A 23,916-nucleotide genomic window follows, 5' to 3' on the forward strand; every position below is an offset into this window, starting at 1 on the left:
CGCCTCCTTCGTCATCCGGACGGCTCCGCGCGGTGGCTCGGCAGTTGTCCGCGGGCGTAGGCGATCGCATCGGGCGTGTGCTCGAACAGGTGCTCGTTCCCACCGGCCGGTAATGCGCCGACGGCGGCCAGCCGAGGGACGTGGTCACCACGGACCCCCGACATCAGCACGGTGATGTGGCGGTGCTCGAGTTTGCCGATCGCGTCTTTGAGCACCAGCGCCCCGGTGGCATCGAGAGCGGTGACGCGTGACATGCGCAGGATGACCACCTGCACGTCGGACACCTCCGCCAGTTCGAGCAGAAAGCGGTGCGCGACGGCGAAGAACACCGGCCCGTCGATCCGGTAAGCGACGATGTGGTCGTGCAGTAGTTCCCGCTCCTCGGTCACATGTTCGGAGTCTTCGACCGGACCCCCCAGCGGAATCCGTTGCAGCCGCGCTTCTTTCGCCACCGAGCGCAAAGCCAGCAGCACGGCGACGCCGACGCCGACGGCCACGGCCGCGACCAGATCCATGACCACCGTGGCAGCGAACGTGACTGCCATGACCGCCGCATCGCCACGGGACGCGCGGACGATAGCCGTCAGGGACGCCGTCTCCACCATGCGCACCGTAGTGGCGAGCAGCACTCCGGCCAGCGCGGCCAATGGGATATCGGCCACGAGCGAAGCGACCGGATAGATGATCGCGGCGAGCACGATCGCGTGTGTGAGAGCCGCGAGCCGGGTACGCGCGCCGGCGCGGACGTTGACCGCCGTGCGGGCGATAGCGCCGGTCGCGGGCACGCCACCGAACAGCGGGGCGACGATATTGGCCAGGCCTTGGCCGAACAGTTCCCGATCCGGGTCGTGGCGGGTACCGACGGCCATCGCGTCGGCCGCGGTCGCGGACAGCAGTGATTCGAGCGCTGCCAGGGCGGCCACCGCGAGCGCGGGCGCCACCAGGGCGCCGAGCTGGTCGAGATGTAGGAACTCCAGTGTGGGGGCGGGCAGCCCGGACGGGATCTCGCCGATGCGCGCGAGATCGAGACCGAGAACTCGCGCCAGCACCGTGGCAGCGAGGACGGCGAGCAGCGCGAACGGAAGCTTCGGCAGATATCGGCCACCCGCCAGCAGGACCGCCGCCACGAGGAGAGCTGTCACGAGCGATGTGTGATGCGGATGCGAGAGGTATTGGCGCACCGCGTCATAGGCGACCTGCCACACCTTATCGCCCCGGACATGGGCGATTCCGAGGGCCGCCGGCAGCTGCTGCAGCGCGATGACAACGGCGATACCCGCGGTGAACCCTTCGATCACCGGCGCCGGCACATACCGGACCGCTCGCCCGGCGCCGACGATCGCGAGTAAAACCAGCACTACCCCGGCCAGCAGGCCCACGGCCAGCACCCCGCTACCACCGTGCTGATGAAATATCGGTACCAGCACCACCGTCATCGCGCCGGTCGGGCCCGATACCTGGAACCGGGAACCGCCGAATACGGCGGCGACCGCGCCCGCCACGACCGCGGTCGTCAATCCGGCCGCGGCGCCGAGTCCGGAGCTGATGCCGAAGCCCAGCGCGAGCGGCAACGCGACGAGAGCCACGAGCAACCCGGACAGCAGGTCCGCGCCGGGTGCGCGCGTCGCGGACCGCCAATCCGACCAGCGCGGCAGTAGCGCGCGCACGGTCATCGCGGATCCTCACCGGGCGTGGTCCGGGCAACACCGGCGCGCTCGTTCACGATGTCTTTCTCCTTCATAAACAGGCAAGGTACTTAGTTTAGAAAAATGGCAATCAGATCTCGGGTCTGGATGCGGCCGGTCGAGGACATTGCTCCGGCTAGATGGGCTGTTCGAGAGCCTCTACTCGGTCGGCGGCCACACCGGTGAGGATGGCGCGTGCCGCAGCGAGGAGTTCGGCGACACGCGGCGAAGTGAGTTCGTAGGTCACCGACAAACCTTCGCGTCGGGCGGTCACCAAGCCGGCGCGACGCAGTATCGACAGCTGCTGGGAGAGATTCGCCGGTTCGACACCGACCTCGTCGAGCATCTCCGACACCGCGTACTCGCGCTGGCTGAGTAGTTCGAGCACGCGGATACGCACCGGATGGCCGAGGGTTTTGAAGAAGTCGGCCTTCAGTTGATAGAGCGGCCGTTGCATGCCGGGCATCGCTGCCATCCCCTTCCGCCGGGCGCCGCCGGGAAGGCCACCCACTCATACGTGTTTGCAGAGTTTAGCAAACAGCACAACCACACGGTCCACGCTTCGCCAACGCAAGGAACGCAGACTGTGGTAGCGGTGGAGTCAGGCCAGTACCGACACAGTGTGCCGCGTGATCGCCCGGATCTCCGCGCCGACCAAGGCGAGAGCGGCCACTATCACCACCGTTGTGACCATCGCTGCCACCAGCCCCTCGGCCGCACGCGTCGCCGAAGCCACGTTGTAGGCACCGTGCCAGACCGGGACGATCGCGACACTGCCGCCGCTGCGATTGAACAACCAGGTGGAAAATACCGCCCCACAGAACAATCCGAGCAGCCAGCCGACCAGGGTGGCGTTGCCGAAGTCGCGGAACGATTCGACCACGGCGAACAACGGCAGGTGCCAGACAGCCCAGCCACCGGCCACGATCATGGTCGAGGACAGCGGGCCGAAACGACCCTGAGCCACCGGCAGCGCGAAACCCCGCCAGCCGGTCTCCTCACCGAAACCGTTGACCACCAACACCATCGACACCACACCCAGCACGCCCCAACCCGCGGGCAGACCGCTCATCACAGCCAAGTCCGCTGTCGCGGGCATCGACCCACCCATCGCCACACCGGTGAGCAGTACCGCGGCCAGGATTGCCACCGGGCTCAGCGCCACCGCCCACCAGCGCAGCGGCACACGCAGCCGGATCACCCGCCGCAGCAGTTCGCCCACCCCGGCCCGTCCGTCGAATACAGCCGCGGTCACCACTGCCGCGACGGCGGGACCGATCAGCGCCGGAAAATGCGACGGCCGGCCGTCGCCCGGATGAACCACTGCCCCTGACACCATCAGTGGCACCAACCACAGCCAGGACAACCCGCATGCGAGCGCGAAGTAGCACACCAGCCGACGACGCACGCCCGCCCGCGCCGATGCCACCAGCTGTCCGGCCGCGTTCATCACGACCGCCCGTGCCTGATCGCACGATCCGCCACCGCGACGATGGCGGCGGCCGGTGGTCCTGGGAGCGAATCCATACCCTTACGCTACGAATCTCCGAGTCGGCGCACAGGGGCCGTTGGTCCCCCCGCTCGAGCACGTACTCCCGTCGGTCACGGATTCGCGATTGTCACTTGTCCAGCAACCGGTCGTTCGGCGCGAACAGCTCGAAACACACGCGCCCGGAGGGTATTCCGGCCGGGTGCGATCGGCCGCGTCCCGACTGCGGAGAACCCGGTGCGCCGCACTCGTAGGGCATGGCTACATCGGTTGATCGAACTGGGGACCAAATGCCCCTCACACGCGCTCGGCCGGCTCGTACGGTCGACGTATGACCACCGTGCCTACCGGAACCGTCGTCGAGAAGGCAGTCCTGCTCGCCGGGCGGGCGCCGTCGCTGCACAACAGCCAGCCGTGGCGATGGATCTTCGACGGTGTGGCCCTGCATCTTCTCGCGGTTCCCGGACGGATGCTGCCCGCCACCGATTCCTCGGGGCGACAGATGATCATCAGCTGCGGGATCGCCCTCGGGCATCTGAACGCGGCCATGGCCGCCGCAGGCCTGCGCCCGTCGATCGCACGGTTTCCGAATCCCAATCGCCGCGATCACCTCGCCACCGTCCGGTTCCACTCGGCGCGCGTCGTCAGCGACGCGGACCGGGACCGTGCCGACGCCATCGTGCGCCGCCGCACCGACCGGCGGCCGTTCGCCGCGCCCGCGGACTGGGATAGCTTCGAAACCGTGCTGCGCAGCACTTTCTCCCCGGACGACGCCACTGTGGACGTACTGTCGGACGACTGCCGGCCCGCCCTCGCGCACGCGGCCGAGCTCAGCGCCGCCCTGCGACGCTACGATTCCAGCTATCAAGCCGAATTACAGTGGTGGACAGGGCACGTCGTGGCTTCGACCGGTGTTCCCCGACAGGCATTGGTAACTCAGCAGGAGCGCAGCCGCGTCCCGATCGGCCGCAGACTGCCGGCGGGCGACGCAGCCGCGGCTGCGGACTTCGGCACCGACAAGTCGACGGTCCTGGTGCTGTCCACCGACACGGACGCCCCCGGGGATCTGCTGCGCTGCGGCGAGGTGCTGTCGACGGTGCTGCTGGAATGCACGCTCGCCGGATACGCCACCTGCCCGTTGACCCACCTCACCGAGATCCCCCGCAGCCGCTCCATCGTGCGCGACCTCACGGGCCGAAACCTGATGCCCCAAGTACTCGTTCGCGTCGGCACCGGCCCGGAGTCCGCGACCGAGCCGACCCCCCGCCTGCCGCTGTCCGACATCCTGGAGATGGGTACCCCGTAGGCATCGAGTGATCGAGGCGGCCCAGCCCCGCTCGCTGATGCCAGAATCGTCGAATGAACCCCTTGCGCCGTCTCAGTCGTGTAGCGCTGGCGTTCGTGCTGGTAGCCCTTGCGGGGACGGCCGGGTACGTGATCCTGGGTTTCGGGCTTCTCGATGCGCTGTATCAGACGGTCACCACGATCACCACGGTCGGATTCCGGGAGGTTCATCCGCTCACCCCGGCGGGGCAGATGTTCACCATGGCGCTCATCCTCGTCGGCGCGGGCACCGTGTTCTATATGTTCGGGGTCCTGCTGGAGGCCCTCATCGAAGGGCACCTGCGACACCACGTGGAGCGGAGGCGTATGGATCGCCGGATCGAACGGATGCGCGGGCACATCATCGTCTGCGGCTGGGGACGAGTGGGCCGGTCGACCGCGCAGTACCTGCGCGGTCTGGGCAAGACGATCGTGGCCGTCGATCGCGACCCGGAACAATTGCGGGACACCGATTTTCCGCACATCGTCGGTGACGTCACCGACGACAGTGTTCTCGTCGCCGCCGGAATCGACCATGCCCACGCCTTGATCACCGCCCTCGACAACGACGCCGACAACGTCTACGTGACACTGTCGAGCCGGGCACTACGCGCGGATCTTGTGATCGTCGCGCGAGCACGGACGGAAGCCTCCAAATCCAAACTGCTTCGGGCAGGCGCGAACCGGGCGGTGAACCCGCAATTGATCGGGGGCCGCCGCATGGCCGCCTTCGCGCTGCAACCCAACGTGGCCGAGTTCCTCGACGTCGTCATGCACGAGGACACCCTCGAATATCGGATCGAAGAGGTCGTGCTCGCAGCACAGTCACCGTTGGCCGGCCGCTCCTTGACCGACACCGACCTGCGTCGCACCACGGGAGCGCTGCTCATGGCGCTCCGTACCTCCGACGGCCGGTTCATCGCCAATCCGACCGACGAAACCCAACTCGACGCGGGCACCATCCTCATCGCCCTCGGCACCCCGGCGCAGCTCGAGTCCCTACGCTCGCGGGCCGAACGCTGACCGAGGTTTCGGGCTGACACCGGAGCGGCACGGATCCCGGTCTGCGCACGAGATGGCCGCCGGTCGATGTTCCAGCGCGGCTTCCCGGTGCAGGTGGGCGAGCTTGTGGGGGTTACGTACGTAGTAGAGCCCGGTGACCAGGCCGTCGTCGATCCGTACCGCCACGACGCCATCGATCTCGTCATCGAGCCGGATGATCAGTGCGGGCCAGCCGTTGACGTGCGCCGGCTCGGCTGATGTCCGGCCGCCCATCCAGCCGGTGCCACCGCACAACACACGTGCCACGCGATCCGCGCCGACGATAGGCCGCGGCGCAGCCTGTTTGACTCCACCACCATCGCCCAGGAATACGACCTCCGGCGCCAGGATGTCGAGCAGGCCCTGCAGATCACCGGTTTCGACGGCTCGCTGAAAGGCCTCGAGCGCTCGCCGGGCATCGGCAGCCGACCCAGCTCCGTGCGGGCGACGTGCGGCGACGTGCGCGCGAGCGCGGTGGGCGATCTGACGGACCGCGGTGCGGCTTTTCGCCACGGCGGACGCGATCTCGGCATAGGGCATATCGAACACTTCGCGCAGCACGAACACCGCCCGCTCGATCGGGGCGAGCGTTTCGAGCACCAGCAGCATCGCCATCGAGAGGTTGTCGGCCAGCTCGATGGCGTCGGCGACATCGGGCGCGGTGAGCAACGGCTCGGGCAGCCAGGGGCCGACGTAGGACTCCCGGCGGCGGCCGAGTGTGCGCAGTCGCCGGATGGCCTGGCGGGTAACGATCGTGACCAGAAAGGCGCGTTGATCGCGCACCGCGCCTGGATCGACATCCGCCCACTGCAGCCAGGTCTCCTGCAGCACGTCTTCGGCGTCGACTGCCGAGCCGAGCAGTTCGTAGGCGACCGTGAAGAGCAGGTTGCGGTGGGTGACGAAAGCCTCGGTGGAGACGCTGCGATCGCCGTCGTCGTTCATGGTGTGGTCCTGTCCGTCGGGCTGTTCGACCATTAGTGGCGCGCCCCGCCCGGCTTGTGACATCCGGACGCTGTGGTGCTCGTCACGCGGCCGCGCTGTCACGGGGCCGCGGCCGCCGGGCACTCGTGTTCGGTCCCGATTACTCGGGCCCGGACGGCGCTGGTCCCGTTTCGGAACCGCGGCGTCATCGAACCGTCAGGAAAGGCAAACCCGTGCGTATCACTGTATTCGGCGCCAATGGGCTCACCGGACGTCTGCTCACCGGCCAGGCATTAGCCGCTGGACATCAGGTCACCGCGGTCACCCGCAAGCCCGAGTCGTTTCCACTGCACCATGGTCAGCTCGACGTGCTGGGTGCCGATGTCCTCGATCCGGCAGCCGTCGATACTGCCGTGGCCGAGTGCGACGCGGTGCTGTCGACCCTCGGCGTACCCGCCGGCAAGAAACCGATCAGCACCTACTCAGACGGTGCCACCAATATCGTCGCTGCCATGCAGCGGCATGACGTGCGCCGACTCGCCGTGGTCAGCTCCAGCGGAGTCGATCCGCGTCCCTACTCCGACGGCGGAATCTTCTTCAATCACGTACTGCTGCCGTATGTCACGCGGGTGCTGGGCAAGACGCTCTACGACGACATGAGGCGAATGGAATCGCTGATTCGCGCGACCGATCTGGACTGGACGATCATTCGCCCGAGCGGGCTGTACCACCTGCCCGCGGTCACCGAGTACACCGTCGTCGAGGGGCACGCCGACGGCCGGTTCACCGCCCGCGTGGACCTGGCCGCGAGCCTGCTGGCCGCGTTGACAGACGATCGCTACCTACGGACCACGGTCGGTGTCGTCACCACCGTCGACAATCCCACCCTGCTCCGGTGGATTCGCCAGGAAGCACTGGCCGAACGCTGAAGACGGGCGGACAACCACGGGCTCCAGGTATTCGGCAGCCCGCAGTCTGTCACTCGCTCGGTGCGTAGGGCCATGACCAATGGCTGATTTCCTCCGGGTCGGTACCAACCTGCCGGGCGTGTTCTGCCGCGTCGTCGAGCCGTGTGAGCAGTTCGTCCCGGAGGTAGCCGATCCGATCACCCAGGCGCGGAACTCGTTCCAGCGCCGCCAGGGCCAGGTGGTAGCGGTCGATCTCGTTCATCGCGCACATCTGGAACGGTGTGGTAGTGGTGCCGTTGTCGCGGAAGCCGTGGACGTGCAGCCGCTCGTGGCCGGGGCGGCGGTAGGTGAGCTGGTGGATCAGCCACGGATAGCCGTGGAAGGCGAAGATCACCGGGCGATCGGCGGTGAAGATCTCGGTGTAGGCCCGGTCGGTGATGCCGTGCGGGTGCCGGTCGGGCGGGAACAGCCGCGCCAGATCGACGACGTTCACGACTCGGACCGCCAAGTCGGGCACCAGTTCGCGCAGCAGCGCCGCTGCGGCCAGAGTCTCCTGGGTGGGCACGTCACCGGCGCAGGCCAGGACGACATCCGTGGCGCGGTCGAGATCCGAACCCGCCCAAGGCCAGACATCCAGTCCCCGGGCGCAATGCGCGCGTGCCTGCTCGTCGCCAAGGTACTGCAGCGCCGGCTGTTTGCCCGCGACCACCACGTTCACGTGTCCGCGGCTGCGCAGGCAATGGTCGAACACGTGCAGCAGACAGTTGGCGTCGGGCGGAAGATACACTCGGCAGATCTCCGGGCGCTTGCTCAGCACGTGGTCGATGAACCCCGGGTCCTGATGCGAGGCACCGTTGTGATCCTGACGCCACACATGTGAGGTGACCAGGTAGTTGAGGCTGGGAAGCGGTGCCCGCCAAGGGTATTCGGCGGCCGTATGCAACCATTTGGCGTGCTGCACGACCATCGAGTCGACGACGTGTGCGAAGGCTTCGTAGGTCGAGAACACACCGTGTCGGCCGGTGAGCAGATACCCCTCCAGCCAGCCCTGGCACAGGTGCTCCGACAGCACCTCGAACACCCGGCCGTCGGGTGCGAGCCGATCATCGTCGTCCGCACGCCGCTCGCTCCACCGTCGGCCGGTCACCTCCAGCACCGCGTCGAGGCGGTTCGAGGTGTGCTCGTCGGGCGAAAAGAACAGCAGATCACGGGGATTGGTGACGAGCGCGTCGCGCAGAAAGCCGCCCAGCACCCGCGTGGCTTCCCCGGTGACGACACCGGGACCGGGCAGGCGCAGGGCGTGCGCGGCAACCGCGGGCAGGCGCAGTTCGACGCTGGTCTGCCCGTGCGCCGTCGGCTGGGCGCTCATCCGTAGTTCTCCCGGGGGGTGCAGGCCGCGGATTCCCGGCACCGGGGCCCCACCCGGTTCGAACAGCTCCTCGGGCCGATACGAGCGGAGCCACTTCTCCAGCTGGGCGAGGTGTTCGGCGTTGTCCCGGACACCGGGCAGCGGCACCTGGTGCGAGCGAAACGTGCCCTCGATCGGCACGCCGTCCACCACCGCCGGACCGGTCCAGCCCTTCGGCGTGGACAGCACGATCATCGGTATCCGGGGATTGATCGGCCCGAGGCCGCGGTGCGCCGCGTCGCGAATCTCGGCGATACGGTCGAACACCTCGTCGAGCACTCGCAGGTACTGCTCGTGCACCTCCCCCGGATCGCTGCCGCCGACGTGCCGCGGCTCCCACCCGTGCCCGGCCAGCAGCGCATCGAGGTCCGCGCGGGGGATCCGCGACAGCAGTGTCGGATTGGCGATCTTGTAACCGTTGAGGTGCAGGATCGGCAGTACCATTCCGTCGATGCGCGGATTCAGGAACGCCGGAGCATGCCAGCTGGTGGCGAGCGCGCCGGTCTCGGCCTCACCGTCTCCGATGACACAGGCGACCACCAGGTCCGGATTGTCGAACGCGGCGCCGGTGGCGTGCGCGAGCGAATATCCCAGTTCGCCGCCTTCGTGAATGGATCCCGGCAGGTGCGGCGACGCGTGGGACGGCACCCCGCCGGGAAACGAGAACTGCCGGAACAACTCCCGCATGCCCGCCAAGTCCTGTGCCACCTCGGGGTGCTTGTCGCTGTAGCCGCCTTCCAGCCATGCCGCGGCGTTCACACCGGCTGCGGCGTGTCCCGGACCGCATACGAACAACATCCGCTGTCCGCGGGCGGAGATGACGCGATTGAGGTGGGCGTAGGTCAGGGTGACACCGGGGACGCTGCCCCAATGTCCGATCAGCCTCTGCTTGATGTGCTGCGGCGCGAGCGGTTCGGTCAGCAACGGATTGTCCACGAGGTAGATCTGCGCGGCGGACAGGTAGTTCGCCGCCCGCCACCAGGCATCCAGATCCGCGAGCGTGCTGCCGACGGGCCCGGCGGGCGCGGCGGTACGTTGCGGCACCACGGAAACATCCGCCGGTTTCCGCATTCCCGCCGGTGGATAACGTGTCATCTCGACCCTCTCCTGAACCATCGTGTCCGCGGCGACCGAGCGTGCCGACGACCGGCGGTATTCAGCATCGCGGCGGGCGGCTCATTCCGGGACGGCCCAAAGTCATCGCCTGCCGGGCCGTCCGGCAGTGATCACCGCATCGCACCCCGGATCGTTGCCAGGATGCCGGCCGCCGACCGGAGGCCCTGCGGCACGGGACTTTCGGCCGCATCGGCCACACCATCACCGTTCATAGCGTGGAGGACGCACCCCGTTGCGTACACAACGGGCTCACTTCGATGAAAGGACCTCGCGATGACCGCCGACTACAGCAGCGACCGGCACCATCTGGCCTCCGCACCCATCGTTGTCGGCGTGGACGGATCCGCCGCGGCCGACTCCGCACTGAGCTGGGCGGCCGACGTCGCGCGCCGCCGTGGCCGCGAGTTGCGCATCGTGCACGGACTCGGCCTCGACGGCATGCGCGAGGTCTTCGGCCGCTACGACGTCCTGGTCCCGCCGGTACCCGACACGCTCCGCGCCGAAGGCGCGGTGCTGGTCGAGAGGGCCCGGCAACGGGTCGCCGCCGCGGCCGACGCGCGAGTATCGACCGAGGTGTCCGACGAGAATCCGGCCGCGCTGCTGCGACGCTACAGCGCCACGGCCTACCTGGTCGTGCTCGGCGCCTCGGGCACCAATGGGCTACTGGCCCACATGGGTTCGATCCTGTTGTCGGTGACCAGCCACGCCGAGGGAGCTGTCGTGGTGGTTCGCACCGATCCCGAGTCCGGCAACCGGGCACCCACCGAGGGACCGGTGATCGTCGGGGTCGACGGCAGCCCGGTCAGCGAGGCGGCGCTGGCGGCCGCGTTCGAGGAGGCATCCCTGCGCGGTGCCGAACTGGTGGCGGTGCACGTGTGGAGCGACGTCAACCTCGGGCAGTTCGCCGGTGATCCATATCTGCTGTTCCCGCTGAACGAGATCGAGACCGACGAGCGCGCCGCCCTCGCCGAGCGGCTGGCGGGCTGGCAGGAGAAGTACCCGGATGTCCAGGTCCGGCGAGAGGTCGGCTTGTCCAGCCCCACCGCCGAGCTGCAACGCTGGTCGAAATCGGCGCAATTGCTGGTCGTGGGCAGCCGGGGCCGGGGCGGCTTCCGCGGCCTGCTGCTCGGCTCCACCTCGAACGCGCTCGTCCAGCACGCGCACTGCCCGGTGATGGTCGTACACCCGGCCGAGTAACGGCGCGAGCCGAACCCGGGCGGGACGCGCGGTCCCGAAGTCGGCAAGGGTTCAACCCAGCGCAGACCATGCGTGCGGCCCGATCAGCCGGCCCCCGGGTGAGTCGTTCAGTCGCTGGTGAGCGATTCGATGGCAGCGTGGAGGCGGTCGGTGGCGTCGGTGGCCACCGCGGTAAGAGCGGGTGCGTCGGCCAGACCGATCATCATCTGGGGGTCTGCCGCTTCGATCAGCACCGTGTCGGGCCCGGTGCTGCGAACAACGACGTTGCAGGGCAGCAGCAGGCCGATGCGGCGTTCGGCGTCGAGCGCGCGATGGGCCAGCGGCGGATTGCAGGCGCCGAGGATCAGGTAGTCCTCCATCTCCACGCCGAGTTTCGCGCGCATGGTGGCCTGCACGTCGATCTCGGTCAGCACACCGAAACCTTGCTGCGACAACGCTTTTCGCGTTCGCTCGACCGCGTCGGCGAATGACGTCCGCACAGTCGTCGCCAAAGTCGTATCCATCGTCGTCCTCACCCGTTTCCTATCGCCCGAAGATCCGGCGCCGCCGGTCGGTGCCGGAATTCTGATGTCCGTCGCACCACTGCGCGGCGGGTACCGCGGCTCGGACCTGTGCGACATGGGCGCCGCAGCCCGACCAGGTTGTCTTGCCGCACACCGTGCAGCGGACGGGATTGCACATGGGGACTTCCCTTCTCGTGGACGCTCACTCCGGAGCGTCGCCGTCGGCGAATTCGCAGAACGCCTCGTACGCACGGGCACCGTGGATCGTGGCGGGACCGCCGTGCATGAGGAAGGTGACGCCGATGGCCTCGGCAGCCTCCTGCCGACTGGCCCCCGCGCGGGCGGCGGCCTGCCCGTGCGAGGCGATGCAGCCGTCGCAGCCCTCGACCACCCCGATCGCCAACGCGATCAGCTCCTTCGTTTTGCGGTCGAGCGCACCCGGCGCGAACGCCGCCTTACTCAACTCGCCGAAACCCTGATAGACCCCAGGAATGGCACGGCGGAGCTCCCGGTGCAACGGCGAAAGGTCGCGCAGTACCTCGGAGCCGTGCGGAGCGGCGTGGGCGCGATCGGCGGGTGCTGACATCGGATTTCCTTTCTGTTCCACATCCCCCCGGGGGGATATCTGTCAGCATAGCATCCCCCCGGGGGGATATACTCGTCTGTGCGGCGGTAGCCGCATTAGACAAAGGAGGCAGACCTATGCGGCTGGAGCCCGAGAGCGTCAAGGCGGTGACCACCCGGATGAAGCGGGCCCATGGCCACCTCGCCACTGTCATCCGCATGATGGAAGAGGGCGCCGACTGCGAGGACGTCCTCACTCAACTCGCCGCGGTCAACAAGGCCCTCAGCCGTAGCGGGTACGCGCTGGTGGCCACCGGCCTCCAGCAGTGCCTCACCACCGGCGGCCCGGACAGCGTCGACACGAAGAAGATGGAAAGACTCTTCCTCTCCTTCGCCTGAACGCCCCGGCTACTGTCGCCTCCCGTACCGATCGTGCAGCAGCCGCCGTCCGGCCGAATCCTCCGCGTGCACGACGCGTAGTTCGCGGCCGCGGCGCGCGGCCAGGTCCGCGGCCCAGTCGAGCGCCGTCGCGGCGCCGGGGGAACCGTCGATCCCGACCACGACAGGAGCCGAGGCCAGACGATGTCTGTCGTTGTGCCACTGCGTCATTGCCGCTTCCTTCCGGTCGGAGTCGGGGCTCACACGCGGCCCACGCGGGTACGCGCTACCGCGCACACCGCCATTGCGGGTGTTCCGACGGGGGTGGCGATGTCGAGCGCGGGGTTCATCGTGAGCGTGACGATCGACATCGCGGCACCTTCCTCGGGTCCGGGCCGGCTACTCGCCGGACTTGATCTCGACCTTCTTGGGCTGTGCCGTGGGCTCGCTCAACGGCACCGTGACAGTGAGAATTCCTTGGGCGTACTCGGCGGCGATGTCGTCGTCGCGGGCGCCGGCCGGCAGCGTGACGGTGCGTACGAACGATCCGTAGCTGAACTCCGAGCGACCCCTCTCCTCGTGCTTTTCGCTGCGCTCGGCCTTGATGGTCAGCTGCCCGTCCCGGACCGACACCTCGACATCCTTCTCCGGGTCGACGCCCGGGATCTCGGCGCGCACCACGTAGCGGCCGTCGTCGACGGTGTCCTCGACCCGCAGCACGTGAGCGCCGAACAGCGGCAGATGCGCGGGTGGGAAGGCGTTCCAGAGATCCGCCATTTCCGACAGCAGCGAACCGGGACGATGGGCCGGAAGCAAATTCATGATTTCTCCTCGAATCGGGAAATGCTGGCACTGTCGATTTCACGTCCCGCGCTGCGGCGCGAGTAGGGCATCGAGTAGTTCGCCCCGGTGACCGAAGTCCCGGCCGATTCCGGTGCGGAGATGTACGACCGCACGCGGGTGGCGTACCGCACCGCACACGTGGCGCCCGCACTGCGCATGTGCCCGCTGGGCCAGGTCCTTCGTCCCTCGACACGGCCACTGTTCCGGCGCACTCTCGGCCACAGAGAGAGGAGGAATGGGATGGAGTATCGAATCGATGCCTGCGAGACGGTGCCGCAGGCTGTGCTGCGCATGCCACGGGAGGTGCGGCCCGATCGGCTGGGCGAGGACATCGCCGCCGGAATGCGGGAATTGACCGCGACTGTCCGGCGCGCGGGGCTGACCGCCTGCGGCGCGCCGACTCTCACGTTTCGCGACGAGACGGCACCGGACGAGACGGCGATCGTGGATTTCGGTGTGCCCGTCGAACCGGCCCCCACCTTGGGTCCGCGCTCGGGCGCCGAGGTGCTCGTGTCTCCCGGCGCGACGGTCGCGAGAACCTGCCATCGAGGTGGTTACGGTAGCCTCGCCGACGCTTACCGCGCCCTGCAGGAATGGATGGACGCAGCCGGGTACCACCCGGTCGGCCCGGCGACCGAAGTCTATCTCGTCGGACCCGACGAGGTGAGCGACCCACGAAGGCTGATCACCGAGATCCGCATCCCGATCGCACCGTCACCCGTGATCGCCGTACGCGTCGACGCGCCATTCCCCGATGTACTCGAGAGAACTCGCAAGTCGTTGCGGCAGCAGGGTTTCCGTATCCTCACCGAGACCGATGTGCAGGGCGTGCTGCGCGACGAGCTGAGCGAGAGCATCGAGGAGTACAGGGTTCTCGTTGTCTGCAGTCCCTCGCTGACACGCCGCGCGGTGCGTGCCGGCAGCCGGGCGGGACTGCTGCTGTCGTGCAGTGTCGTCGTGCGCGCGGTCGACGGTGCGGCACTCGTCGAAGCCACCGACCCGGCCGTCCTGACCCGCGCCGCGGATCGAGGGGACCTGCGGCCGCTGGCCGACGACACGCGCCGTCTCCTCGCCACGGCTCTCGACGCCCTGCGCGCACCAGCGCACCCGGAGCTGGTGGCCGAATGACCGCTTGTCGGCACCAGCGGACACCGCGATCGCCGACCCGCCCGCCGGGCCATGACCTTGGTCCCGTGGCAGCAGGCATCACGCCTCTCACCAGTACGACCCGACCGGGCGCAGGCTCTGTGGCATGGATATGAACAAACCCCGTATCGCGGTTATATACGCCTCCGCGCAGGGTTCGACCCGCGAGATCGCCGAATTCATCGGAGCCGTCCTGTCCGACCGCGGCGCCGCCGTGGAGATCGCCGATGTCGACCACGCGCCGGACCTGTCACGGTTCGACGGGGTCGTGCTCGGCAGTGCCGTGCACGACCGCGCCTTCCTCCCGGCCGCCGCCGCCTTCGTCCATCACCATCGCGATGACCTCGCGCTGCGGAGCGTGTGGCTGTTCAGCGCCGGTATCGACGCGGCGCTGCGCGGGCCGATCGGTCGCCGGGTCGCCCACCATGTTCCCAAGGCGATCGCGGCACTTCGCGATTCGATCAGCGCCATCGACTACCGAGCGTTCGCCGGGCACTACGAGCGCATCGGCGTCGATCTGCCCGCCCGGATCCGCTACCGGCTGCTGGGCGGCGCTCGCTACGGCGACCTGCGGGACTGGACCGCGATCGCCATCTGGGCGGGTTCCATCGCCGACACACTCCGACTGCCCCGCACCCAAACTTCCGTCATTCACCCGTGAGGACCGAATTCATGTCCTATCAAGATGATCCGCTCGCTCCCGCGGTCCGGACCGCACACGACTGGCTGCGCGCGGTGACCGAGGCACTGAACACCTATGACCGGCATCACGCCTACCGAGTGTTGCGGGCGTGGCTGCATGTCGTGCGCGATCGGCTCCCGGTCGCCTCGGCCGCCCATTTGAGCGCCCAGCTGCCCGAGGTGCTGCGAGGCAGCTTCTACGAGGGCTGGGTGCCCGGCCATGTGCCCGTGGCACACGACGTCACGTCGTGCGTCGAACTGTTCGCGAGTGAGGCGGACGTCTCGCGTTCCGAAGCCGTCGCACTGCTCGGCACCGTGACGGATACGCTCGCCGGCCTGTTCTCCCCCGGCCAGCTCGACCACGTACTGGCCGTGCTGCCGGGCCGACTGCGCGCCGTACTGCAAGGCATCGAGCCGCCCGAGGTCCCGGAGAACGGCACCGCCCAGCCGCCGGATCTCGAAGCGCGGCTGCAGACATTGAGCGACGCCGTGGCCGTGCTCGCCCGGGGGCTCGAGGAACTGCCCGGCACCGAGTTCGACACCACACGCCGACTGTCGGCCGCTCAGCGCGTCCATCACATGTTGCTGTCGGAAGGGTTGATCGGCTCCGCCGCACCTCGGGGCTGACACGAAAGGGTTTCCCTCGATGTTGAACGACACGATCTCGCTGGGCCGGGTCGCCGGTATCCGCCTCGGCGCACATTGGTCGGTACTTGCCACCATCGCCCTGTTCACCTGGATCCTCGGTACCGAACTGCGCGACACCGGCAGCACCGGTTTCGTGTGGGCGGTCGCGGTGGGCGGGGCGGTGGCCCTGTTCGCCGCACTGACCGCACACGAGCTGGCGCATTCGATAGTGGCCACCCGCCACGGTGTACGCGTCGAACGCATCGTCCTGTGGCTGCTGGGCGGCGCCTCCGAACTCACCGACGAGCCGCGCGACGCCCGCACCGAATTCCGGGTCGCGATCGCCGGACCTCTCACCAGCCTCGCGGTCGCGGCTCTCGCCTACGGGACTGCTACCCTCGCCGACACCATCGCGCCCGGTGGCGCGGTCGCCGGGGCGCTCACCTGGCTCGCGGTCACGAACGCGGTACTCGCCGTGTTCAATCTGCTTCCCGGCGCCCCACTCGACGGTGGCCGCATACTACGCGCGATCATCTGGTGGCGCACCGGAGACCGGCTGCGCTCGGCGACCATCGCCGCCCGCGCCGGCCGCACCCTCGGGACCGCGCTGATCCTGCTCGGGGTGGCCGAGCTCATCGTCTTCGGGCATCTCGCAGGTGCGTGGATGATGCTGCTCGGGTGGTTCCTGCAGACCGCCGCGAATACCGAACTCGCCACCGCCGCGCTGCGACATCGACTGGGCGACATACAGATTCGGGACGTCATGAGCGCACAGCCGATGGCCGTGCCCGGCGACTGGCCGATTGCCCGGCTGCTCGCGTCCGACGCACCCGCTACCGGGCACCGGGTCTTCCCGGTGGTCGACGCCGACGGTCACCCCGTCGCACTGCTGGCCTGGTCCGACCTCACCGCCGTACCGGCCGCCGCACATGCCACCACATCCGTCCGCGCCGCCGCGCATCGACTGCCCCGCGGCACCATCGTCGGCCCGGACGTGCTGCTCGCCGACGCCGCCACCCGGGTGGTGCTGCGCCCCGGACTCGACGCCATCACCGTCGTAGACCGCGCGGGGCGCCTCATCGGCCTGGTTACCACCACCGACCTGACCACCGCCTGCGACAGGTCGGCACTCGGTCTGCCGGTGCGCAATTCGCGCCCGGCGCATGCGCCGGAACACCACTCGGGGGCACGGCCATGACGGCAGGGCCCGGCCACCGCAGGCCGATCGACGCCGCGCTGCGGGACCTTCGTCCGTAGTACGCCGCACCCGCCGCGCGTGACCCTGGCATCACAAGACTCGACGACGGAATGGAATCGCGATGGATGAGTACGTGGCGGACCTGGGACAGCTGCGGCTGGCGGATGCCGATCGTGCCGGCGGCAAGGGCGCGAACCTCGGTGAGCTGGTGGCGGCCCGGCTGCCGGTGCCGCCGGGTTTCGTTCTGCTCCGGTCGGCGTATCAGGCCGTTGTCGAACAAGGACCGCACGGCCCGGAACTCGATGACCTACACCGACAAGCACTGCGAGCCACCGAAAGCCACGAGCCGCCCGGAGTCCAGCGGCTCGAGGACCTGTGCCGACGCATGCGTGAGCTCGTACTCGACAGCAAACCCAGCCGGAGCGTGCGAGAGTCGACCGTCGCGGAATATCACCGGCTCGGCGACAATGCGCAGGTAGCGGTGCGTTCTTCGGCCATCGGCGAGGACAGCGCTACGGCGTCGTTCGCGGGAATGAACCTCTCACGTACCAACATTCGGGGCGACGACGCCCTCATCGACGCGGTGATCGCCTGCTGGGCTTCACTTTTCACGCCACGTGTTCTCACCTACCGTGCCCGCCGCCACATGCATCAGCGGCCGGAGATGGCGGTTGTGGTGCAGCGCATGGTCGCCGCACGGCAGGCCGGTGTGGCATTCACCGCCGACCCCGCCACCGGCCGCCGCGACCGCGTCGTCATCGATGCCGCGCGGGGCCAAGGCGAGGTCGTGGTGTCCGGTTCGGCCGAGCCCGATACGTACGTCGTGGATGCGAAGACCAGGAAGTTGGTGGAGTCCCGGCTCGGACAGCAAGCCTTCGCCATCGTGCCGGGGCCGGACGGCGACCGGCGCATCGACGTGTCCACCGCAGACGCTCGTACCGCGGTACTGACGACCGACCAGGTGCTGGCGGTGACAGACCTCGCGCTCGACGTGCAGCGACACTACGGCGGCACGCCGCAGGACATCGAATGGGCCTTCGACGAGGACGAGCTGTGGCTCGTCCAGGCCCGGCCGATCACCATGCTGCCCGACCACCCGGGCTCGCAGACCGACACCGTCACGGCCGGCCCTGGCATCTTGCTGCACGGCCTCGCCGCCGCACCAGGGCACGCGACCGGCGTCGTCCGCGTGCTGACCTCACCGGCGCAGGGCGCCACGCTGCGCGACGGTGAGGTGCTGGTAGCGCCGATGACGAATCCGGATTGGCTGCCGACGATCTCGCGCGCCGCCGCCTTGGTCACCGACAGCGGCGGAATGACCTGTCACGCCGCCATCGTCGCACGGGAACTCGGCGTCCCGTGTGTGGTCGGCACCCGCACCGCCACTACCCGCCTGCACGACGGCCAGCGGATCACCGTCGACGGCACCGCGGGGCAGATCCGGACCGCGAGCGAGCCGACCGGCACCACGGAGGTCGCGCTCGTTCCCGCGGCCGGCAGCCTGCTCGTCGCCGAACGCGAGCGCCTCCCCATCCGGCCCGCACTCGCCGAGCCGACCGCCACGCGCATCTACGTCAACATCGCCATGCCGGAGATCGCCGAACACGTCGCCGCGGCCGACGCGGACGGCGTCGGACTGCTGCGCGCGGAAACTCTTCTCGTGCAAGCACTCGGCGGCCGCCACCCCCGCGACCTCATCGCCCACGGCGAGGAACGGGCCTTCATCGAGAAGATGGCCGGCTCCCTGCGCCGGATCGCCGCGGCCTTCGCGCCGCGCCCGGTCATCTACCGCGCCACCGACCTGCGCAGCAACGAGTTCCGCAACCTCGAGGGCGGCTCCCGCTACGAGCCCGTCGAGCACAACCCGATGATCGGTTATCGCGGTTGCTACCGGTATGTGCGCGAGCCCGAGCTGTTCCGCCTCGAGCTCGCCGCCCTGGCCCGGGTCCGAGAGCGAACCTCCAACCTGCACTTGATGATTCCGTTCGTCCGGACCCGTTGGGAACTCGAAGCCTGCCTCGAACTGGTGGACGACTCCCCCCTGGGCCGTGACCGCGGCCTGCACCGCTGGGTCATGGCCGAGGTCCCCTCGGTGCTGTACTGGTTGCCCGAATACGTGCGAGCGGGAATCGACGGCGTGTCCATCGGCAGCAACGACCTCACCCAACTCGTGCTCGGCGTCGACCGTGACTCCGAGCAGTGCGCCGAACTGTTCGACGAATCCGACCCGGCCGTCCTCGATGCCATCCGCCGGATCGTCACCACCGCCCGCCGCCTCGGCATCACCTCCTCGCTGTGCGGGCAGGCCCCCTCCACCCGGCCCGAGTTCGCCGAGCACCTCGTGCGCATGGGCATCACCTCGGTATCGGTCACCCCCGACGCCCTCGCGGCCACCCGTCGCGCCGTCGCCGCCGCGGAACGCCGCATGCTGCTCGATCAGGCCCTGGATCGCGGGCCCGCAGCAGGGCGCGAACGTCGGTAGCGACACGGTCCCGCGCAGCCGATCCGCCGCGCGGGACCTCGCGTTCGCCAGTCGGTCAGGTGACCTTTTTCCCTGTCGGGCACATCCCATCGATGCTGCACTGAAATAGGAAGGCTGATTTCGCAAATATGAAAGCAGGTTGAGTCCAGTGGCGTTGTTCGAACCCGCCTCGGCCGATGCGGACCCGGTTCCGGCGTCCGACAGTCCCGTGCGCGCGGATCCTTCGCCACGAAGGATGGTGGAAATGAACCGCGCCGACGCGATGCGCCTGTTGGCCGGCTCGCCTTTCGGCCGCGTCGTGTTCACCCGTGACGCGCTGCCGGCCGTCCGGACGGTGAACCACCAGGTCGATGGTGACGGCAACATCATCATCCGGACCCGATTGACCTCCCGCCTCACCGACACGGTCCGGTCCGAGCCCGCCGTCGTCGTGGCCTACCAGGCCGACGACATCGATCCGATCGAGCGCACCGGCTGGTCGGTCGTGGTCACCGGCATGGCCCGTCCGGTTGCCGATCCGGAGCGTGTCGCCCACTACGAGAAGACCCTGCGACCATGGATCGACGGTGTCGCCGATGTCGTGGTCGCGATCGAACCGACCCTCGTCACCGGCCGCCGGCTGGTCCCGCAGCACACCGACGCCGGTCCCATCGCTTCGTAGTGTGCCGATACCCGGCCGCGGACCGAACGCCTACGGCGTCAGGCGTATCGGACCGCTATCGTGAGTGGTGATCGGTTTCGCGGTGCGAGGAGGCTGTGCCGGTGATCAAGGTATTTCTCGTCGATGATCACGAGATCGTGCGTCGCGGCTTGGTCGACCTGCTGAACGACGATCCGGAGTTGACGGTGATCGGCGAGGCGGGCTCCGTGCGCGAGGCGCTGGCGCGAATCCCGGCGCTGCGGCCGAACGTCGCGGTGCTCGACGTACGGTTGCCCGACGGCAACGGTATCGAGCTGTGCCGGGATCTGCTGTCGCAGCTCGACGAGCTGCGGTGCTTGATCTTCACCTCGTTCACCGACGATCAGGCGATGCTCGACGCGATCCTCGCCGGCGCCAGCGGATACGTCGTGAAGGACATCAAAGGTCTGGAGTTGGCGCGCGCGGTGAAGGAGGTCGGGGCCGGGCGGTCGATGCTGGACAACCGCGCCGCCGCGGCCTTGATGCAGCAGTTGCGCCGCCGTATCGAGGACCGCGATGATCCGCTGGCCGGGCTGACCGCCAAGGAGCGCGAGATTCTCGATCTGCTCGCCGAAGGACTGACCAACCGAGAGATCGGTGAGCGCATGTTCCTCGCGGAGAAGACCGTGAAGAATTACGTCTCACGGTTGCTGAGCAAACTCGGACTCGAACGGCGTACCCAGGCGGCGGTATACGCGGCCGAACTGCGCGGCCGGCCAGGCGCGAAAAGCTGATCAGCGGGACCTGCGGAGTCTGCGGCTCTTGTAGGCCGTGTCGGCCAGCAGCACAGCAGGCATGGCCAGGGCGGCCGCCAGGAATCCCCAGCCGTTCGGTGCCGCGTGGTCGAGCAGATCGGCGAGCGGGGGGATATAGAGGAATGCGGCGAGCATGCCGAGCTCCGCGAGCACGGCACCGAGCAGAAGACGGTTGGCCCGCAACGGAACCCGCCACACCGGGCGCACCGTGCTGCGACAAGCGAAAGCGTTCGCCACCTGCCCGAACACCACCGCGGTGAACGCCGCACCCGACGCCGCGGCGAGTTCTGTTCCAGCAGGGAACGATTGGCCCGGCCGCCACCCGACAGCGAGCAGGGAGACTACGAAGGCGGCGAGGGCCATCACCGCCTCGACGGGCCCCAGGACACCGAACGCTCGGGCGAACAGCCGCCGGTCCAGCAGGTGCCCCCGCACCGGGGGACGATCCAGCACATGGCGCGCCGGAGGCTCGGCGCCGAGCGCGAGCGCGGGCAACACATCGGTACCGATATCGAGAGCCAGCACCTGCAACACGCCCAGGGCCAGTGGGAACGAACCTCCCGACAACGCCCAGACCACGAACGGCGCCAGCTCGGCGACGTTGTCGGTGAGGTGATAGGTGAGGAACCGGCGAATATCGGCGAACGTGGCACGACCCTGTTCCACGGCCGCCACGATGGTCCCGAAATCATCGTCGAGCAACACCAGATCCGCCGCCTCCCGGGCGACATCGGTACCCGAGAGCCCCATCGCGACACCGATGGCCGCCTCGCGGAGCGCCGGTGCGTCGTTGACGCCGTCACCGGTCATCGCGAGCACATGACCGCGCGCTTGCAGCGCCTGCGCGATCCGGAGCTTGTCCTCCGGAGTCACCCGGGCCACCACGACGCCGTCCCGATCCAGCGCCTCCCCCAACTCGGCCGGCCCGGCGGGCAGGTCGCTTCCGGTGAAAACCGGCCCCCCGAGCTCGCTCAGCCCTACCTCCCGAGCGATGGCCCGTGCGGTCACCGGGTGGTCACCGGTGATCATGGCCACCCGGATACCGGCACGACGGCACGCCTGGATCGCTGCGGTGACCCCGGGCCGTGGCGGATCCTCGAGCGCCACCAAACCGAGAAGGGCCAATTCCCGCTCCGCCTCGTCTGCCGAGTCGGGGATCCGGCCCGCGACCGAGCCTGCGGCGACAGCGAGCACACGGAAGCCACGCGCCGCCAGCCGATGCACCGCGTCGGCCGCCTCCGCATCCGGGGCACACCGAGGGAGAACCGCATCGGGGGCGCCCTTCACCAGCACCCGGTCGCCCACCACGACCGACATCCGACGCCGGCGCGGGTCGAAGGGGAAACGGGCGAGTTCGGGGTCGGCGCCGGTTTCCTCCGCGGCGCCCGCGCGGTGGGCGAACGCGTCCAGCGCCGCTTCCATCGGGTCGCCCTGCGCGACCCACCGGCCGTCTCGCTGGACCGCACGGCCCGACGAACACCGGCGGGCCGCCCACGCGAGTTTCCGTACCGCCGCCGAACACGTCGCCGGCGCGTATGCCACCCGACCTTCGGGTCGATACCCGGTCCCGTCCACGGTGGCGACGCCGCCGGGCATCCAGACCTCCACGACCGACATCTCGTTGCGCGTGAGGGTGCCCGTCTTGTCGGTGCAGATGAAGGTCGTGGAGCCGAGCGTCTCCACGGCTTCGAGGTGCCGCACCAAGGCACGGCGGTCCGCCATCCGCTGCGCGCCCATCGCCAGCGACAACGTCACGGTCGGCAACAACCCGCAGGGCACCACCGCGACCGTGACACCGACCGCGAACAGGAACCCGTCGGCGGCCGGAGTGCCCAGCAGCAGCGCCGCCGAGAAGAACACGCCACCGATCACGACTGCGACGACCGCGATGATGCGCGAGATCCGGTCCAGCTCTCGTCGCAGGGGCGTGCGCACCGACCGTTGCGCCTGAGTGAGTTTCGCGATTCCGGCCAGCCGAGTGTCGCTACCGGTGGCCGTCACGGTGGCGCGAGCTTCCCCTTCGACGACGAAACACCCGGCGAACACCGGTTCGCCGGACGTCGGGTGCCCCGGCACGCTCTCGCCGGTCAACGCCGCTGTATCCACGGCCAGCGCCCGCACCTCGTCCAGCCGCAGATCCGCCGAGATCCGATCACCTTCCGTCAGGAGCACCACGTCGCCGACGACCATTCGTTCTGCCGGTATCCGCTGCGCGGCACCGTCGCGGAGAACGGTCACCTGACGCGGGAGCAGGGTTCGCAGCCGCTCGGCGGCATGCTCGGCTCGCTGCTCCTGCGCGAACGCGAACGCCGCATTGAGTACCACCACCGCGAACACCGCGAGACCCAATTGCGGCATACCGGCTATGAACGCCAACGCACCGGCCACCCAGAACAACAGGGCGAAGAAGTGGACCATTTCCGCGGTGAAGCGCCGCCACGCCGGCATCTGACGCCTGACCGGCAACGCGTTCGGCCCGTCCCGCCGCAGTCGGGAAGCGGCTTCGGCGGCGGTGAGCCCCCGGAAACCGGACGCCAGACCGGTTGCCGTCATGGGTATCGCGTCTTCACACTCATGCGACCTGCCTCACCGGCCGAGGGCGCGGTGCCCGTCGCATACGGCAGCGGCCGGCGACGCGTCCAACGCACCGCCGTCCAGACCGCTCCCAGACAGAGCAGCGCGGCCACCACCACACCCGCGACCACCAGAATCAACACCGCCGCTGTACCCATACATCCGGATTCCTTCCATCGCATCGGGCGAGTGATCACGGGCTGTACAAGTAGTCGATCGATTCCGCGTACGAATTCGTCGTCACACCACCACAGCATCGGGATGGCAGGACCACTCGGACGACGACGCTGTCGCCCCGTACCGGTTCCGTCACCGCAGCCGAGCCGAGGTCGCGAATCCTGGATCTCGGCTACGGAGTACCTCTGATCATTCGCCACCCGTAATCGCCACGCCGAGAG

The 23,916-nt window shown here is 68.7% G+C and carries 23 protein-coding genes; 12 read left to right on the forward strand and 11 right to left on the reverse strand.

Annotated features, from left to right (window positions below; all coding sequences use genetic code 11):
* Positions 1–11: 11 nt before the first annotated feature.
* The 3 genes from NWFMUON74_RS18905 to NWFMUON74_RS18915 form a co-directional block, all read right to left on the reverse strand.
* Positions 12–1,673 (reverse strand): SulP family inorganic anion transporter, encoded by a 1,662-nt coding sequence (locus NWFMUON74_RS18905; RefSeq protein WP_187683194.1) that lies wholly within the window; start codon positions 1,671–1,673, stop codon positions 12–14.
* Between the two features lie 148 nt (positions 1,674–1,821).
* Entirely contained in the window at positions 1,822–2,151 is a 330-nt protein-coding gene (locus tag NWFMUON74_RS18910) for an ArsR/SmtB family transcription factor (protein ID WP_187683195.1), read from the reverse strand.
* A 135-nt stretch (positions 2,152–2,286) separates the two neighbouring features.
* Positions 2,287–3,135, reverse strand: a complete 849-nt coding sequence (locus NWFMUON74_RS18915) for a CPBP family intramembrane glutamic endopeptidase (RefSeq protein WP_187683196.1) — start codon at positions 3,133–3,135, stop codon at positions 2,287–2,289.
* Positions 3,136–3,505: 370 nt separating this feature from the next.
* Between NWFMUON74_RS18915 and NWFMUON74_RS18920 the strand changes: the two genes are divergently transcribed.
* Both NWFMUON74_RS18920 and NWFMUON74_RS18925 read left to right on the forward strand, forming a co-directional pair.
* The gene (locus NWFMUON74_RS18920; RefSeq protein WP_187683197.1) at positions 3,506–4,480 is read left to right on the forward strand and encodes an Acg family FMN-binding oxidoreductase; all 975 of its coding nucleotides are present in this window, start codon (positions 3,506–3,508) and stop codon (positions 4,478–4,480) included.
* Positions 4,481–4,533: 53 nt separating this feature from the next.
* The gene (locus tag NWFMUON74_RS18925) at positions 4,534–5,520 is read left to right on the forward strand and encodes a potassium channel family protein (RefSeq protein ID WP_187683198.1); all 987 of its coding nucleotides are present in this window, start codon (positions 4,534–4,536) and stop codon (positions 5,518–5,520) included.
* Here the strand turns inward: NWFMUON74_RS18925 and NWFMUON74_RS18930 are convergent.
* Complete coding sequence (locus tag NWFMUON74_RS18930) at positions 5,497–6,513, reverse strand: RNA polymerase sigma-70 factor (RefSeq protein WP_187683199.1); 1,017 nt, start codon at positions 6,511–6,513, stop codon at positions 5,497–5,499. The genes NWFMUON74_RS18925 and NWFMUON74_RS18930 overlap by 24 nt on opposite strands.
* 179 nt (positions 6,514–6,692) lie before the next feature.
* On the opposite strand from NWFMUON74_RS18930, the gene NWFMUON74_RS18935 reads away from it, so the two are divergent.
* Positions 6,693–7,388: an NAD(P)-dependent oxidoreductase gene (locus NWFMUON74_RS18935; protein WP_187683200.1), complete on the forward strand. Its 696-nt coding sequence runs from the start codon at positions 6,693–6,695 to the stop codon at positions 7,386–7,388.
* Positions 7,389–7,437: 49 nt separating this feature from the next.
* On the opposite strand, the gene NWFMUON74_RS18940 is transcribed toward NWFMUON74_RS18935, so the two are convergent.
* The gene (locus NWFMUON74_RS18940; protein ID WP_232110435.1) at positions 7,438–9,870 is read right to left on the reverse strand and encodes a phosphoketolase family protein; all 2,433 of its coding nucleotides are present in this window, start codon (positions 9,868–9,870) and stop codon (positions 7,438–7,440) included.
* A 294-nt stretch (positions 9,871–10,164) separates the two neighbouring features.
* Between NWFMUON74_RS18940 and NWFMUON74_RS18945 the strand changes: the two genes are divergently transcribed.
* The gene (locus NWFMUON74_RS18945; protein WP_187683201.1) at positions 10,165–11,088 is read left to right on the forward strand and encodes a universal stress protein; all 924 of its coding nucleotides are present in this window, start codon (positions 10,165–10,167) and stop codon (positions 11,086–11,088) included.
* A 107-nt stretch (positions 11,089–11,195) separates the two neighbouring features.
* Here NWFMUON74_RS18945 and NWFMUON74_RS18950 read toward each other — a convergent pair whose 3' ends face one another.
* On the reverse strand, positions 11,196–11,591 hold the full coding sequence (locus NWFMUON74_RS18950) for a DUF302 domain-containing protein (RefSeq protein WP_187683202.1): 396 nt from the start codon (positions 11,589–11,591) through the stop codon (positions 11,196–11,198).
* Between the two features lie 202 nt (positions 11,592–11,793).
* Entirely contained in the window at positions 11,794–12,177 is a 384-nt protein-coding gene (locus tag NWFMUON74_RS18955) for a carboxymuconolactone decarboxylase family protein (protein ID WP_187683203.1), read from the reverse strand.
* A gap of 116 nt (positions 12,178–12,293) precedes the next feature.
* On the opposite strand from NWFMUON74_RS18955, the gene NWFMUON74_RS18960 reads away from it, so the two are divergent.
* Positions 12,294–12,554, forward strand: coding sequence for a metal-sensitive transcriptional regulator (locus tag NWFMUON74_RS18960; RefSeq protein WP_187683204.1), 261 nt, complete (start codon positions 12,294–12,296; stop codon positions 12,552–12,554).
* A 9-nt stretch (positions 12,555–12,563) separates the two neighbouring features.
* On the opposite strand, the gene NWFMUON74_RS18965 is transcribed toward NWFMUON74_RS18960, so the two are convergent.
* Positions 12,564–12,764 carry a universal stress protein gene (locus NWFMUON74_RS18965; RefSeq protein ID WP_187683205.1) on the reverse strand — a complete coding sequence of 67 codons (201 nt, stop codon included), beginning with the start codon at positions 12,762–12,764 and terminating at the stop codon, positions 12,564–12,566.
* A gap of 168 nt (positions 12,765–12,932) precedes the next feature.
* Complete coding sequence (locus NWFMUON74_RS18970; protein WP_269475282.1) at positions 12,933–13,355, reverse strand: Hsp20/alpha crystallin family protein; 423 nt, start codon at positions 13,353–13,355, stop codon at positions 12,933–12,935.
* Between the two features lie 261 nt (positions 13,356–13,616).
* On the opposite strand from NWFMUON74_RS18970, the gene NWFMUON74_RS18975 reads away from it, so the two are divergent.
* From NWFMUON74_RS18975 to NWFMUON74_RS19005, 7 genes are all read left to right on the forward strand, one after another.
* Positions 13,617–14,504, forward strand: a complete 888-nt coding sequence (locus tag NWFMUON74_RS18975) for a GyrI-like domain-containing protein (RefSeq protein ID WP_187683206.1) — start codon at positions 13,617–13,619, stop codon at positions 14,502–14,504.
* 124 nt (positions 14,505–14,628) lie between these two features.
* On the forward strand, positions 14,629–15,183 hold the full coding sequence (locus NWFMUON74_RS18980; RefSeq protein WP_187683207.1) for a flavodoxin domain-containing protein: 555 nt from the start codon (positions 14,629–14,631) through the stop codon (positions 15,181–15,183).
* A gap of 11 nt (positions 15,184–15,194) precedes the next feature.
* The gene (locus tag NWFMUON74_RS18985) at positions 15,195–15,830 is read left to right on the forward strand and encodes a DUF2267 domain-containing protein (RefSeq protein ID WP_187683208.1); all 636 of its coding nucleotides are present in this window, start codon (positions 15,195–15,197) and stop codon (positions 15,828–15,830) included.
* Positions 15,831–15,849: 19 nt separating this feature from the next.
* Positions 15,850–17,028, forward strand: a complete 1,179-nt coding sequence (locus NWFMUON74_RS18990; protein WP_187683209.1) for a site-2 protease family protein — start codon at positions 15,850–15,852, stop codon at positions 17,026–17,028.
* Between the two features lie 121 nt (positions 17,029–17,149).
* Complete coding sequence (gene ppsA, locus NWFMUON74_RS18995) at positions 17,150–19,510, forward strand: phosphoenolpyruvate synthase (RefSeq protein ID WP_187683210.1); 2,361 nt, start codon at positions 17,150–17,152, stop codon at positions 19,508–19,510.
* Positions 19,511–19,754: 244 nt separating this feature from the next.
* Entirely contained in the window at positions 19,755–20,171 is a 417-nt protein-coding gene (locus NWFMUON74_RS19000) for a pyridoxamine 5'-phosphate oxidase family protein (RefSeq protein WP_232110436.1), read from the forward strand.
* A gap of 101 nt (positions 20,172–20,272) precedes the next feature.
* Positions 20,273–20,923, forward strand: coding sequence for a response regulator (locus NWFMUON74_RS19005; protein ID WP_187689268.1), 651 nt, complete (start codon positions 20,273–20,275; stop codon positions 20,921–20,923).
* On the opposite strand, the gene NWFMUON74_RS19010 is transcribed toward NWFMUON74_RS19005, so the two are convergent.
* Positions 20,924–23,497: a cation-translocating P-type ATPase gene (locus NWFMUON74_RS19010; RefSeq protein ID WP_187683212.1), complete on the reverse strand. Its 2,574-nt coding sequence runs from the start codon at positions 23,495–23,497 to the stop codon at positions 20,924–20,926.
* Complete coding sequence (locus NWFMUON74_RS19015; RefSeq protein ID WP_187683213.1) at positions 23,494–23,676, reverse strand: hypothetical protein; 183 nt, start codon at positions 23,674–23,676, stop codon at positions 23,494–23,496. The genes NWFMUON74_RS19010 and NWFMUON74_RS19015 overlap by 4 nt, the downstream gene beginning before the upstream one ends.
* Between the last annotated feature and the right edge of the window lie 240 nt (positions 23,677–23,916).

It is taken from the genome of Nocardia wallacei (assembly GCF_014466955.1).
Lineage (GTDB): Bacteria > Actinomycetota > Actinomycetes > Mycobacteriales > Mycobacteriaceae > Nocardia > Nocardia wallacei.